Raw genomic sequence first — 13,153 nt, forward strand, 5'->3', positions numbered from 1 at the left:
AGCTATTTAAGAAAAACTTAAGAGCTTCGTAAGTGTTAAGAAAAAGTCTCCCCCTATATTTGTCGACCAAATTTAATTTCAATGCTTAAACGCTTTGAAATTCTAAATATGTAAGTTATGAAAAGATGGATAGGTTTTGTTTTGCATCTTGCCATGATTGTGATTTTAACAAGTTTTGGTTACTATTCGGTTACTGAGACAGTAGATTACAAAGTTCCAGATTTTTTAAAGGCTGGGACAGATTTGGAGATTACCGTGCTGCAAGATTCAATTTCTGCGGAAGATGAAGTGGTTTACCCTCCTTTTTTAGGGAATGCCTATAATGGTTTTAAGGAGGCTTTGGCTTTCAAAGAATCGCAAGGAAAATATCATGCAATCAATACGTTGGGATATTTAGGAAAATATCAATTTGGATTGAGCACCTTGAACTTGATGGGGGTTTATAATGCAAATGATTTTATAAAAAACCCGGCACTTCAGGAAAGAACGTTTGAAACCAATATTGCACGGAACAAATGGATACTACGAAAAGATATCAAACGGTTTAATGGAAAGCGAATCCGTGGAATAGAAATCACAGAGTCTGGTATTCTGGCTGCTGCACATTTAGCCGGAGCAGGAAATGTAAAGAAATTTTTACGCTCCTATGGAAAGAATGATGTTGCAGATGCATATGGGAGTAATATCTCACAGTATATGAGAAAGTTTGCTGGATACGATATATCCAAAATCAAGCAAAAAAGAAACGCTAAAGTTTAAGAACAACTTTTAAAAGCAAGAAGAAAGACCCGGAATGTATTCTGGGTTTTTTTATGCCTGAATGATAAAAATAGTAGGCCTTTTGTTAAGGTTAATAGTTATCTCACTCCATTCATGAACCGTTTTGGTTTGAATGAACTCTGTTGGCAAAGTAATGTCACAGGCAATACACAGCCGAGTGCTTTTTTGAAGCGTTTTGGTTAATTCTAACAAGAGCTTATCATTCCTATATGGGGTTTCCATGAATATTTGTGATTGTCCTTTCTCTCGTGAAAGTTTCTCTAAACTTTTCACTTTGCTCTTGCGTTCAGTGGCATCTATCGGCAAATACCCATTAAAGGCAAAGTTCTGCCCGTTCATACCGCTAGACATCATTGCCATAAGGATAGAGGATGGACCAACAAGCGGAACCACCTGTATTCGTTTTTCATGTGCAATTCTTGCCACCTCGGCTCCTGGGTCAGCTATTCCTGGGCATCCAGCTTCCGATAAAACGCCAATATCTTGACCACTTATACAAGGCTCCAAATAGGCCGGTATGACTGCGGGGTCAGTGTATTTATTTAATGTTTCAATATGCAAACTTGGCTGTGCCTTGCTGGGGCTTACTTTTTTTATGAACCTCCGGGCCGTTTTTTCATTCTCAACTATGTAATGGTCAATATTTTCAATGGTTCTTTTCACGGATATGGGAAGTACTTCCAATGGGGCATTGTCCCCGAGGGTAGTGGGGATAAGATAGACTTTGCCCAAAACTAAGCCTGGTTTTGTTTCTTCCATCTATTTTATTAGTTTTTTTTCAATTGCACCACAAGCAAGGTCGATCATTTGATATACCTTTTCAAAACCATCCGTTCCACCATAGTAAGGGTCCGGGACTTCCGAAAAACCTAGATCAATTTCATCCAATAGCAATCTAACCTTTTTCTCATCTTTATCAGTATCCGCTAGCCTTAAAATATTGGCAAAATTACTTTCGTCCATGGCGTAGATTACATCAAACTCCTTAAAATCGTTTTTAGAAAATCGTCTGCACTTTTGATTGCTGATATCAATTCCGTGCTTTTGTGCAACGGCAATAGACCTTTCGTCGGGTGGATTGCCCACATGGTATCCAGCAGTTCCTGCGGAATCTACTAAAATATTATCGGGGTCAACTTTTGATTTTAAAATACCCTCAGCCAAGGGTGATCTGCAAATATTTCCCAAGCAGACCATTAAGACTTTGGTTTTCATTAAGTTGAAGGAATTAGGAGAATTTTTTACTCAGATCTTCAATGTATTTTCTGAATTGCTTATCCGTTTCGGCAAGATTATCTACCGTTTTACATGCGTGAAGCACTGTGGCATGATCACGTTTCCCTATTTGGGAACCAATACTGGCCAGCGAAGCTTTGGTGAACTTTTTTGCAAAGAACATGGCCAATTGCCTAGCTTGGACAATATGTCTTTTTCTGGTTTTTGATTGCAAGGTGGCTACATCCATTTCAAAGTAATCAGAGACCACTTTTTGAATATAATCGATAGAAACTTCCCGTTTGGTATTTTTCACAAACTTCTCTACTACCTGTTGTGCCAATTCCAAAGTAACTTCACGTTTGTTGAAAGAGGATTGGGCTATCAAAGAGATTATAGCGCCTTCCAATTCCCTAATATTGGTTTTTATGTTCTTGGCAACATGATCAATAATATCGTCTGGCATTTCAACACCATCTCGATACAACTTGTTCTTGAGTATCGAAATACGGGTTTCAAAATCTGGATTTTGCAACTCAGCTGAAAGTCCCCACTTAAAACGGGAAAGCAGTCGTTGCTCTATATCTTGCATATCAACCGGAGCTTTGTCCGATGTTAATATGACCTGTTTGCCATTTTGGTGCAAATGGTTGAATATATGAAAGAACACGTCCTGCGTACCAGACTTACCGGATAAAAACTGGACATCATCAATGATTAGAACATCTATCAACTGATAAAAATGGATAAAATCATTGCGGGTATTCTTCTTTACCGACTCTATATATTGTTGGGTGAATTTTTCCGCTGAAATATAAAGCACCGTTTTTTCCGGGTACTTGTCTTTGATTTCAACTCCTATTGCATGTGCTAAATGTGTTTTTCCCAAACCTACACCACCAAAAACAAGCAAGGGATTAAACGATGTGCCACCTGGCTTATTGGCCACCGCCATACCTGCAGACCTTGCAAGTCTGTTGGAATCACCTTCCAAGAAATTTTCGAAATTGTAGCTAGGATTTAACTGTGATTCTATTTTTATATTCCGAATACCGGGTATTACAAAAGGATTTTTTAGCTCAGGACTTTTAGAGGTAATGGGTACATCCAATTCCTGTGGACCAACTGCGGTTCTATTGGAACTTGGAATCTGTTCAGTGAACGGTTCCTTGTTACCATACTTATTTTCCATTTTAATGATGTAGATAAGTTTTGCGCTATTTCCCAATTCTTTGGTTAGGGCAACTTTTAAAAGTTTTACGTAATGCTCTTCCAACCACTCGTAGAAAAATTTACTGGGTACTTGAATGCTTAAAGCCTTATCTGTTAACTTGACCGGTTTTATTGGTTCAAACCAAGTTTTGAATGCCTGCGGTTGGATATTATCCTGGATAAAAGCCAAACAGTTTTTCCACACGGAATTTGCAGTAACACTCATAAAAGTTTTTCCTTAGTTTTGTTGGTTAGCTTTAAAGCTGTTAAGTTAAAACATCCAAATGGGGATATTTAGATGCTTTTTGGATGCGACAAATATGTGAACAAATCTTTGAAAAAAAAAATGATTTTGTGGTTGAATATTCTGTTTTTTTTTCGCATGTTTCCTCAACGTTAACCAAGCCTTTAAATATATAATTTTTCATTTAATATATGCGATTAAATTCATTTTCTTTTAGGGTCAGGTATGGAGAAACCGACCAAATGGGCGTGGTTTACCATGGAAACTATGCGCAATACTTGGAATTGGGCAGAATAGAATGGTTACGGGCCTTGGGAGTCAGTTATAGGAAGATGGAAGAAAATGGAATCATGTTGCCAGTAATTTCCTTACAGATAGATTACAAAAAATCAGCGCTTTATGACGATTTGATTACGGTTGAAACCTGTATTAAAAAACAACCCATGGTGAAGATTGAATTTGACTATAAAATTTATAACGAAGCCAAGGAGTTATTGGCAACAGCAAATACGGTACTTGCCTTTATGGACAAACAAACAAACCGACCTATTAAATGTCCGGAGTATATTCTGGATAAATTGGAGTTTTAATTTTCCTTTTGAATAGTTACCCGTTGCATCTCTTCAAAAAACCGTTGTGTTTGGGGCGCTTCACTTTTTCTAACTGAAATAGAAATAGAACATTTCAATTCCATCTTTTGGGAAGTAATGGTAATATTCTTTTGTTTGATTGCACGCATCACTTTGTCCATTTCGGGATAATCGAAATCCAACTGAAAATAGGATTCTATTCTTTTCTTGGTAATGGAAGAATTTTCCAAAGCCATTTTAGCTGCGGTACGATAGGCTTGAATAAGTCCTCCAACACCAAGTTTGGTGCCGCCAAAAATCCGAACAACTGCAATTAAAATATTTGTCACATCAAAAGATTGAATTTGACCATAGATAGGCATTCCCGCCGAGTTGTTTGGTTCTCCATCATCATTGGCCCTATATGTGGTAGGAGTTACGCCAAGTTGCCAGGCATAACATACATGATTGGCGGTATGATATTCCTTTCGCAAAGATTCAATTATGGGCTTAACTTCGTTTTCTGAGGAAATAGGAAATGCGTATCCGAAAAACTTACTTTTCTTATCCTTATAAAGTATTCCCGGAGTGGGTTCTTCAATGGTTCTATATGAATCTTTTTCCTCCATCAGAATAAAGCAACCAACATGATACTAACAATGGCCAAAGCTATCCCACCCCAATTTTTTAAGCTGAGTTTTTCCTTGAAAATGGCAATTCCCAGAAGTGTGGAAAGCATTACGATAGCAACATTGTTCAATGTGAAGATAGCTGCGCTGTCGAGCTCCTCATTTTGAAGTGCCCGTATCAAAAAGAATATGGAAAAGTAGTTGGGAACTCCCAAAACAATACCACCAACAATATTTTTAATATTCACTCTTAAAGGCTTTTTAACGGATTTCACACCAATAAAAATCAAACCAGTTAAAGCGGCAAAGCCAAAAACTATAGCAGAGAAAATTGCAACTTCATGCTGGGCCAAATGATTTTCTTGAAAATAGCTTACACTAATATCTATAATCCCGGAACCTAAAAAAACCAGTGCGGGAAGTAGCAAGGTCTTTTTTGAAAACGCTATCGATTTTTCTTTCATGGAAGCAAAATAAACGGCGGCCAAAGCCAATAAGATTCCAATGATCTGATATAGTGATAATACCTCTTTGTAAAAAATCACACCAAAAATAACCGGCATAACCAATGACATTTTTGTGGCTACGGATGCTACGGAAACCCCAGCAACCTGAGAAGCTTTTGCCATAAGATTAAAGACAAGGATAAAAAATATACCTAATGCCAATGTTCCCAAAAACCAAGATTCGTGTATAATTTTGTTAAAATCTATTTCCTTTTCATAAAGAATCAACCCTACCGTACAGGCAACCACATAATTGGTGATGATGGCATAAAGAGTCTGTACCTTATAGACGTCAAATAATTTAAAGATGACAAAAATTAGGCTGGAGCAAAGAACACTGAGAACAAGGTTCAACATTATAAATGCGACTTTAATTGAGAAATATCTTCTTCTCCAACCTGAAGATTCCACACCTTGATTCCAATCTTGGCGGCCGAATCGGTGTTTTCTTTGGTATCATCCACAAATAAAGTTTCAGAGGCCGTCAAACCATTCTCTTTTAAAACAAACTCAAAGATTTCAGAATCTGGTTTTCGCATCCCCATTTCATAGGACAGATAAAACACATCGAATGAATTTTTAAACCGATTAAACTTTTCCATCCCCATTTTCTGTTTCACATATCCTATATGAATGTCATTGGTATTACTTAAAAGTAGCAGTCGATATTGGTTTTCTCTTGCCAAAGATTCAATGAATTCCAATCGTCTATCCGGAAAATCCAGTAAAATACAATTCCATGCTACCATCAAATCCTGTTCATTTGCCCCTGGAATATAATTGGACAGTTCACTAAGAAATTTGGAGGAGCTCAATAGGCCTTTTTCATAGTCATTGAATAAAGCCTCCAATGCTGGCGTAAGTGTTTCAAGGCCAAGTTTTTGCAAAGCCTTTGGAGTGGCCGATTTATCCAAGTCGATAAAAATATCTCCAAAGTCCAAAATAATGTTTTTAATCATTTAAATAAATAGATAAGGTATCCGTTAAAATTTGTTTTGATTCAAGTAACTTTCCTGAAATTTCCGGTGCAGAAACCCCATTTTCAAATGTAATCGCCCCTTCAAATATTCTTGCTTCATCCCATAAACCAACATCAATAAAAGTTTGAAGCGTTTTTGTCCCACCTTCAATCAACAAGCTGGTTATGGAATGTTTGTAAAGTACCGAACAAATTTGTTGGGCTATAGGTAAGGAGAAATCAATAAATTCATAATCAACGTCTTGAAAATGCTTTGATGAATCATTAATTTGGGTAAGCACAATTGTTTTTACACTGCTATCCAAGACATGAAAATCCACCGGAACCTTCAAATCTTTATCTAAAATAATCCTGATGGGATGTTTTCCTTCCCAATTTCTAACCGTCAACTTTGGATTATCTTCTAACACGGTATTGGTGCCCACAAAAATTGCCTGTTCCTCACTACGCCATTTATGAACCAATTGCTTGGAGTGTTTATTTGTTATCCAAACAGGTTCTGGAGTCTTTTCTCGCATTTTGGTTTCCGGAGCAATAAAACCATCTTTTGTTTCTGCCCATTTTAATATGATATAGGGGCGTTTTTTTTCTTGGAAGCTTAAAAATCGCTTATGATGAAGGCGACATTCTTTTTCAAGAACTCCAATGGTCACCTTACAACCAGACGCTCTTAACTTTTCAATTCCTTTTCCAGCAACTTTATCATGAGGGTCTTGTATGCTAATAAAGACCTCAGAAATCTTATGTTCCGCAATAAGATTTGCACAAGGCGGTGTCTTTCCAAAATGGGAACAAGGTTCTAAAGTAACATAAAGAGTGGCCTCTTTTAGCAGTTCCGTATTCTTCACTGAATTGATGGCGTTTACCTCGGCGTGGGAGCCACCGTATGGGCTTGTAAACCCTTCACCAATAATTTTATGATCATGAACAATTACACATCCCACCATTGGATTTGGAGCCGTAATTCCAAGTCCTTTTTTGCCCAGTTCAATGCACCGTAGCATATATTTTTCGTGTATATTCACATCGCAAAAATAGAACAATAAAATACAATATGGGTGAAGCCATAATTAGGGAAATCACTCCGAACGACAACCTAGTTGTAGCAAAAGTGATTCGAAAAGTTTTACTGGAAATGGGTGTTCCCAAAGTAGGCACTGCTTATGCGGATAAGGCCTTGGATAATATGTATGAAGCCTATAATATTCCCAAAGCCACTTATTTTGTTATTGAAGATGAGGGACAAATTGTTGGTTGTTCCGGGATTGCACAATTGGATAATTATGAAGGCAATGTGTGTGAATTGCAAAAAATGTATTTGTTAGCGCAGGCCAGAGGTAGGGGATTGGGAGCTAAAATGATAAAGGTGTGTTTGGAGAAAGCTAAATCCTACGGTTTTGAACAATGCTACCTGGAAACAATGCCTTATATGAAAGCAGCCCAAAAGCTTTACAAAAAGAATGGTTTTGAATATATAGACGCTCCAATGGGAAACACAGGTCATTATTCTTGTCCGGTTTGGATGCTTAAAACATTCTAGCATGATGCTTAAGGAAATAAAAACCATTTTCCATGAAGAATTAGATACCATCTATCCAAAAGAAGAAGTGGATGCCTTTTTTTATAGGTTGATTGAGCATTATTTGAAGCTGGATAGATTTGTTTTGGTATTACAACCCCATTTAACCGTTACAAAAGAAGAGGAACAGCCACTTTTTGAAGCTTTGGCTGGACTGAAGTTGGAAAAACCCTTGCAATATATTTTAGGAGTTGCCTACTTTATGGATTTGGAATTAAAAGTCAATGAACATGTATTGATTCCAAGGCCCGAAACGGAGGAATTGGTGGAGTGGATTTTGAATGAGTATCAGGTCGAGCGCAGTCGAGACCTAAATATTTTAGATGTAGGAACAGGAAGTGGATGCATTGCCATTGCCCTGGCAAGAAAACTGCCAAATGCCAAAGTGTATGCTATGGACGTTTCAAAAGAAGCATTGAAAGTGGCAAAAAGTAACGCTGAATTAAATCAAGTAAAGGTAAACTTCTTTATGGCGGATGTATTGAAGCTCGAGCTCCAACCTGAACATAAGTTTGACATCATAGTTTCCAACCCCCCTTATGTGAGGGAATTGGAGAAGAACAAAATCAAGAATAATGTAAAGGAACATGAGCCTAATTTGGCACTTTTTGTACCAGATAATGATGCCTTATTATTTTACAGGGCAGTTGCCACATCTGCTGAAAAACACCTTATGAAAAATGGGCGCTTGTACTTAGAAATCAATCAATACTTAGGAAAGGAGACCAAAGCACTTTTAGAAGCGCATAATTTTTCAGAAATTGAACTTCGCAAGGACCTCTTTGGAAATGACCGAATGCTTAAAGGAATAAAACCATGAATATCCAACAAAATATAGAATCACTCAGAGAAGAACTCCGAACTCATAATTATAGTTATTATGTATTGGATAAACCTACAATTTCTGATTATGAGTTCGACATAAAATTAAAAGAGCTTCAAAAATTAGAAGAAACCTATCCTGAGTTTTATGATGAAACATCACCCACACTAAGGGTAGGCGGAACGGTAACGAAGAATTTTCAGACCATCACACATGAACATCGAATGTACTCCTTGGACAATTCCTATTCCAAGGAAGATTTGGAGGATTGGGAAAAGCGGATTCAACGCATTCTAGGTGATGTTGAAGTGGAATTCACCTGTGAGCTAAAATATGACGGAGCTTCCATAAGTCTGACCTACGAAGAAGGGAAATTGGTTAAGGCAGTTACACGAGGTGATGGTTTTCAAGGGGATGATGTTACCGCAAACATTAAGACCATAAAATCTGTTCCGTTACAATTAAAAGGAGATTACCCACCTAAGTTTGACATACGGGGCGAGATTATTTTAACCTTGGAAGGTTTTGCTAAAATGAACCAAGAACGACTGGCAAACGGCGAAGAAGCTTACATGAACCCACGAAACACAGCTTCAGGAAGCTTAAAACTACAAGACAGTGCCTTGGTTGCCCAACGTCCATTGGAATGCTTGCTATATAGTATTACAGGTAAAAACTTGGATATTACTTCGCAATATGAAGTTTTGGATAAGGCTCGGGCATGGGGTTTTAAAGTGCCAAAGGTGGCAAAACTGTGCAAGACAACAGATGAGGTCATGGAGTTTGTTGAATATTGGGATGAAAAGCGCCATGATTTGCCCTACGAAACTGATGGCGTGGTGGTTAAGGTCAATAGTCTGAGACATCAAGAAGAATTGGGATATACCGCCAAAGCCCCACGTTGGGCAATGGCCTATAAATTTAAGGCGGAACAGGTTTCCACGGTATTACATGAAATCACCTATCAGGTAGGTAGAACCGGGGCTATAACCCCAGTGGCCAATTTAGAACCAGTTTTGTTGGCCGGCACAACCGTAAAGCGTGCTTCCTTGCACAATGCCGATCAGATAGAAAAGCTTGATATTAGAGTAGGGGATACGGTTTTTGTTGAAAAGGGGGGAGAAATCATCCCAAAAATAATCGCGGTGGATTTTACCAAGCGCCCCTTAGATTCTGTTCTAACCATATATATTCAGCATTGTCCCGAATGCAATACAGAGTTAGTACGGAAAGAAGGTGAAGCACAACACTTTTGCCCAAATGATACCGGTTGTCCAACCCAAATAACTGGACGTATTCAACACTTTATATCACGAAAGGCCATGGATATTGAGGGGTTGGGCGGAGAAACGGTGGAATTACTTTTTAAAGAAGGATTGATTGCCAATTATGCAGATTTGTACACTTTGACTAAAGAACAGGTAGTACCGCTAGAGCGGATGGCGGAAAAGTCGGCTGAGAATCTGGTAAATGGTGTTGCCTTATCCAAATCCATTCCTTTTGAGAGGGTCTTGTTCGGTTTGGGCATTCGATATGTTGGGGAAACCGTTGCCAAAAAATTAGCAAAGGCCTATAAAAATATTGATGGACTGATTGCTGCAACTGAAGAAGAATTAATTGCTGTAGATGAGATAGGGGGGCGAATTGCCGAAAGTGTGGTCCAGTTTTTTGGAGAACCTTCCAATATTGAAATTATTGAGCGATTAAAATCATACGGGTTACAGTTTTCACTATCTGAAGAACAGTTGGAAAATCAGTCCGATACATTAAAAGGACAGACTTTTGTGGTATCTGGTGTGTTTGAGTCTATCGGTCGCACCGAATTGAAGAAATTGATAGAGGACAATGGTGGTAAAGTGGCTTCTTCCATATCGTCCAAAACTAGCTTTCTAGTGGCTGGTGCCAATATGGGCCCTAGCAAAAGAACAAAAGCCGAAGGCCTTGGTGTACCCATTATCTCTGAACAAGAGTTTTTATCCAAATTGGATTCATGATTACCAATACCACAAGGCGTTTTTGGTATTTTTTGCTGACAAGCTTTGCTTTTTTGGTACGCTATCGATACTTTAAAAAATGGTTCTGGTTACCCCTTCTTGTACTTTTGATTGGATTTTTATGTCCCCAACAAATGATGATTCCGGTTGATGATGCAACTACCAAAAGTTGGGATAAAAACTCGTTTTGGGCTTACCCTTGGGGTAGTTCCGTCACTCATAAAGGAATTGACATTTTTGCTGAAAAGGGAACTCCGGTAATAGCATCAACCTATGGTATTGTAGTCTATACCCATGAAGGGGGTAAGGGAGGTAAATCCGTGATGGTTTTAGGACCAAAATGGCGATTTCATTACTATGCGCATTTGGATGCTATTGATACTTTTCCTTTAAAACCTGTTAAAATAGGCTCCGTTTTAGGAACAGTTGGCAATACCGGGAATGCTGTCGGAAAACCGGATCATTTGCATTATGCCATAACTACGCCGTTTCCATATGTTCATTTAAAAGATTCGGATGCAGTCCAAGGCTGGAAAAAAATGTTTTATCTAAATCCAGATACTTGGCTTCGTCCATAGTCTTGTGAAATGACCCCAAAAAATTTAAACATGCTTTAGTTTTCACAATTTTCGCAGTAAGTAGTATACAGGTAGTAGTCTTCCAATAATTGAAAAGTTACCCCACCTTTATGTGATTCATCAAACAATCTGCAGAATCTTTCTTTGTTGAGGTTGATTGCGTTAAGCATAATTGTACGGTACTCTGGATTTTGAATAATATCCTCATTTATCAAAGTGAGGTTCAAATAATAAAAAAGAAGATTTTCATTCACATCAACTGTCTTCATTTTGGGTTGTAAAAGGTGTTCTGCATTCTCCAAATCCGCATAATAGGTTAAAAATTGTGCAAGGCTTAAATAATCGTAATCCTGCATAGGTATATTTTTATAGTTTTTCAAAATAAAATCTACTGACTTGTCTTTGTTCGCATAATCACGTTCTCGCATAAAGAGCTCACTTCTAATTATATGATAGTTTACCAACATACGGTCTATAAGCTTTTGTTGAATACCGTACTTTTTAAGATTTAAGAGTTCTGTTTTGAAATTGTCCTGTTTAACCGGCTCGACATTATAGCGCCAAATCCTCATTTTTAGGGCTGCTATATTGTATTTAATTCTTTTATCCTGGGGAGCTAGCTTTTCCAGCTCCTGTAACTCTTTATAGGCGATAAGAAGATTTCGTTCATCCTTTAAATAGCGAAAAGCAGAATTTTTGTTGAAAAAGGGAGCATATTTTAACTGACGAGGTATTTCCATAGATGATAATAAATTGGGGTCTGCCTCCTTACCTTTCAACCGTTCAAAGATGGAATTCTGTAAAATTTTAGCCTGATCAATATCTTCGTTTCCAATCGCTTGATTAAAGAGATCGATAATGACCTCGGTCTTCATGTCCTTATATTGATCTATACGTTCAAGGTCTAATCGAATGACCGCTTTACGATGGTTACGTAAATATTTTTCCAATTCTTGGGAAGTAGCTCCTACAAGCTTTTGTTTTATTTCCAGTTTGCTTAGGTTCTTGAAAGAGGCATATGGTGTTTCGGTAATATCATTTAAAAATTCTACCCAGTTTTCTGAGGTTGAAACTTTGGTTTCAATAGTAGGCTCTTGAAATGCTTGCATGGCCTGGACAATACTTGATGCACGATCCTGTTGCAGTTTTAGATTGCGTTCGGCATTGCCCTCCACAGAAGCGTATGCCTTAATATCGATTTTTTTGATGTTGAAATCCGTTAATCGTAATGAATCATATAGTGGTTTAATGTCCTCCTGTGAATAGCTGGACTTATTCTTTTCAAACAGAATGGTGAAAGTGAGTGTCTTTTGCTTCAGTGAGTATTGTTCTCCTTCATTTCTGGAATTGTGTTTGGTTTTATAAGTCAGTGAATCCAAATACATGCCCATATCCAATAAATCCCATTGGTATGATTCCAAATTGAAGATGGTGTTATATCTACAGAATGTTTTGTTACTTAAAAATAGAATGTTGAATTCCACTTCCTTGTTATAAAGTGAAGCAGGTAATTTACCCACTCTAACACGGTACCTGTCTTCATCTGTAATCTTTAAAGTCTTTTTTAGGGCAGGGGCATACACCGGTTTTAAAAGTGTTCCACGTATTTGTTGTGGTTCAGGCGCTAATTCAGAACAATCATAACGATTTTTATCCACAATATCCACGGCAATGCCATCGCCAGCATTTTTAAAAAGTATATTGAACCACTCTTTGTCATTAACCTGAAAGTAAAGTGTTTTGGTCTTATCCATTTGGATTGAAAAATTAACTTCTTTAGGCTTTTGGGCGAAAACCTGTAAACAACGCGCACAATTGGCACTTCTTTCAACCTCTGTACGTGGAAATACGATGTCGAAGGTATTTTGGGCAATCACGGAAGTAAATGAAACCGTAGAGAATAGAAAAACGAAAAGGTGAGTTAGACGCATTGCTGATTTTATCTAAATTTATCTTGAAAAAGATTTTGTTAAGGTCTAATTTAATCAAGAATGCGGATAAAATCGATTTCATAGAAATAAATCAAATACGATTTAACTACTTAA

14 protein-coding genes are annotated in these 13,153 nt (G+C 37.7%); 6 read left to right on the forward strand and 8 right to left on the reverse strand.

Features of this window, described 5'->3' with window-relative positions; translation table 11 throughout:
• Positions 1–117: 117 nt before the first annotated feature.
• Entirely contained in the window at positions 118–759 is a 642-nt protein-coding gene (locus tag AAY42_RS02340) for a hypothetical protein (RefSeq protein ID WP_055392398.1), read from the forward strand.
• A gap of 51 nt (positions 760–810) precedes the next feature.
• Here the strand turns inward: AAY42_RS02340 and AAY42_RS02345 are convergent, their stop codons facing one another.
• The 3 genes from AAY42_RS02345 to dnaA are packed head-to-tail and all read right to left on the reverse strand — an operon-like array spanning position 811 to position 3,433.
• Positions 811–1,539, reverse strand: coding sequence for an SAM-dependent methyltransferase (locus AAY42_RS02345; protein ID WP_055392399.1), 729 nt, complete (start codon positions 1,537–1,539; stop codon positions 811–813).
• Positions 1,540–1,995, reverse strand: coding sequence for a low molecular weight protein-tyrosine-phosphatase (locus AAY42_RS02350; protein WP_055392400.1), 456 nt, complete (start codon positions 1,993–1,995; stop codon positions 1,540–1,542).
• A gap of 13 nt (positions 1,996–2,008) precedes the next feature.
• Entirely contained in the window at positions 2,009–3,433 is a 1,425-nt protein-coding gene (dnaA, locus tag AAY42_RS02355; protein WP_055392401.1) for a chromosomal replication initiator protein DnaA, read from the reverse strand.
• Positions 3,434–3,642: 209 nt separating this feature from the next.
• Here dnaA and AAY42_RS02360 point away from each other — a divergent pair, with 209 nt between their 5' ends.
• The gene (locus AAY42_RS02360) at positions 3,643–4,041 is read left to right on the forward strand and encodes an acyl-CoA thioesterase (protein WP_055392402.1); all 399 of its coding nucleotides are present in this window, start codon (positions 3,643–3,645) and stop codon (positions 4,039–4,041) included.
• Here the strand turns inward: AAY42_RS02360 and AAY42_RS02365 are convergent.
• The 4 genes from AAY42_RS02365 to ribD are packed head-to-tail and all read right to left on the reverse strand — an operon-like array spanning position 4,038 to position 7,159.
• Positions 4,038–4,649 (reverse strand): IMPACT family protein, encoded by a 612-nt coding sequence (locus AAY42_RS02365; protein WP_055392403.1) that lies wholly within the window; start codon positions 4,647–4,649, stop codon positions 4,038–4,040. The genes AAY42_RS02360 and AAY42_RS02365 overlap by 4 nt on opposite strands.
• Entirely contained in the window at positions 4,649–5,512 is an 864-nt protein-coding gene (locus tag AAY42_RS02370; RefSeq protein WP_055392404.1) for a DMT family transporter, read from the reverse strand. Before AAY42_RS02370 ends, AAY42_RS02365 begins: the two co-directional genes overlap by 1 nt.
• Positions 5,512–6,114 carry an HAD family hydrolase gene (locus AAY42_RS02375; RefSeq protein WP_055392405.1) on the reverse strand — a complete coding sequence of 201 codons (603 nt, stop codon included), beginning with the start codon at positions 6,112–6,114 and terminating at the stop codon, positions 5,512–5,514. The genes AAY42_RS02370 and AAY42_RS02375 overlap by 1 nt, the downstream gene beginning before the upstream one ends.
• Positions 6,107–7,159, reverse strand: coding sequence for a bifunctional diaminohydroxyphosphoribosylaminopyrimidine deaminase/5-amino-6-(5-phosphoribosylamino)uracil reductase RibD (gene ribD, locus AAY42_RS02380; RefSeq protein ID WP_055392406.1), 1,053 nt, complete (start codon positions 7,157–7,159; stop codon positions 6,107–6,109). The genes AAY42_RS02375 and ribD overlap by 8 nt, the downstream gene beginning before the upstream one ends.
• 29 nt (positions 7,160–7,188) lie before the next feature.
• On the opposite strand from ribD, the gene AAY42_RS02385 reads away from it, so the two are divergent.
• Genes AAY42_RS02385 through AAY42_RS02400 form a run of 4 tightly spaced genes read left to right on the forward strand, consistent with a single transcriptional unit; the run spans position 7,189 to position 11,108 of the window.
• Entirely contained in the window at positions 7,189–7,674 is a 486-nt protein-coding gene (locus AAY42_RS02385) for a GNAT family N-acetyltransferase (RefSeq protein ID WP_055392407.1), read from the forward strand.
• A gap of 1 nt (position 7,675) precedes the next feature.
• Positions 7,676–8,533, forward strand: a complete 858-nt coding sequence (gene prmC / locus AAY42_RS02390; RefSeq protein ID WP_055392408.1) for a peptide chain release factor N(5)-glutamine methyltransferase — start codon at positions 7,676–7,678, stop codon at positions 8,531–8,533.
• Positions 8,530–10,530 carry an NAD-dependent DNA ligase LigA gene (gene ligA, locus AAY42_RS02395; protein ID WP_055392409.1) on the forward strand — a complete coding sequence of 667 codons (2,001 nt, stop codon included), beginning with the start codon at positions 8,530–8,532 and terminating at the stop codon, positions 10,528–10,530. The genes prmC and ligA overlap by 4 nt, the downstream gene beginning before the upstream one ends.
• Entirely contained in the window at positions 10,527–11,108 is a 582-nt protein-coding gene (locus tag AAY42_RS02400; protein WP_082433300.1) for a M23 family metallopeptidase, read from the forward strand. The genes ligA and AAY42_RS02400 overlap by 4 nt, the downstream gene beginning before the upstream one ends.
• 35 nt (positions 11,109–11,143) lie before the next feature.
• Here AAY42_RS02400 and AAY42_RS02405 read toward each other — a convergent pair whose 3' ends face one another.
• Positions 11,144–13,039 carry an OmpA family protein gene (locus tag AAY42_RS02405; protein ID WP_055392410.1) on the reverse strand — a complete coding sequence of 632 codons (1,896 nt, stop codon included), beginning with the start codon at positions 13,037–13,039 and terminating at the stop codon, positions 11,144–11,146.
• Between the last annotated feature and the right edge of the window lie 114 nt (positions 13,040–13,153).

The organism is Flagellimonas eckloniae, assembly GCF_001413955.1.
GTDB lineage: Bacteria > Bacteroidota > Bacteroidia > Flavobacteriales > Flavobacteriaceae > Flagellimonas > Flagellimonas eckloniae.

Bases quoted from the DNA above. Each gene is read 5' to 3' on its own strand.
- AAY42_RS02340 (WP_055392398.1), top strand. From the start codon at position 118: ATGAAAAGATGGATAGGTTTTGTTTTGCATCTTGCCATGATTGTGATT.
- AAY42_RS02345 (WP_055392399.1), bottom strand. From the start codon at position 1,539: ATGGAAGAAACAAAACCAGGCTTAGTTTTGGGCAAAGTCTATCTTATC.
- AAY42_RS02350 (WP_055392400.1), bottom strand. From the start codon at position 1,995: ATGAAAACCAAAGTCTTAATGGTCTGCTTGGGAAATATTTGCAGATCA.
- dnaA (WP_055392401.1), bottom strand. From the start codon at position 3,433: ATGAGTGTTACTGCAAATTCCGTGTGGAAAAACTGTTTGGCTTTTATC.
- AAY42_RS02360 (WP_055392402.1), top strand. From the start codon at position 3,643: ATGCGATTAAATTCATTTTCTTTTAGGGTCAGGTATGGAGAAACCGAC.
- AAY42_RS02365 (WP_055392403.1), bottom strand. From the start codon at position 4,649: ATGGAGGAAAAAGATTCATATAGAACCATTGAAGAACCCACTCCGGGA.
- AAY42_RS02370 (WP_055392404.1), bottom strand. From the start codon at position 5,512: ATGTTGAACCTTGTTCTCAGTGTTCTTTGCTCCAGCCTAATTTTTGTC.
- AAY42_RS02375 (WP_055392405.1), bottom strand. From the start codon at position 6,114: ATGATTAAAAACATTATTTTGGACTTTGGAGATATTTTTATCGACTTG.
- AAY42_RS02385 (WP_055392407.1), top strand. From the start codon at position 7,189: ATGGGTGAAGCCATAATTAGGGAAATCACTCCGAACGACAACCTAGTT.
- prmC (WP_055392408.1), top strand. From the start codon at position 7,676: ATGATGCTTAAGGAAATAAAAACCATTTTCCATGAAGAATTAGATACC.
- ligA (WP_055392409.1), top strand. From the start codon at position 8,530: ATGAATATCCAACAAAATATAGAATCACTCAGAGAAGAACTCCGAACT.
- AAY42_RS02400 (WP_082433300.1), top strand. From the start codon at position 10,527: ATGATTACCAATACCACAAGGCGTTTTTGGTATTTTTTGCTGACAAGC.
- AAY42_RS02405 (WP_055392410.1), bottom strand. From the start codon at position 13,039: ATGCGTCTAACTCACCTTTTCGTTTTTCTATTCTCTACGGTTTCATTT.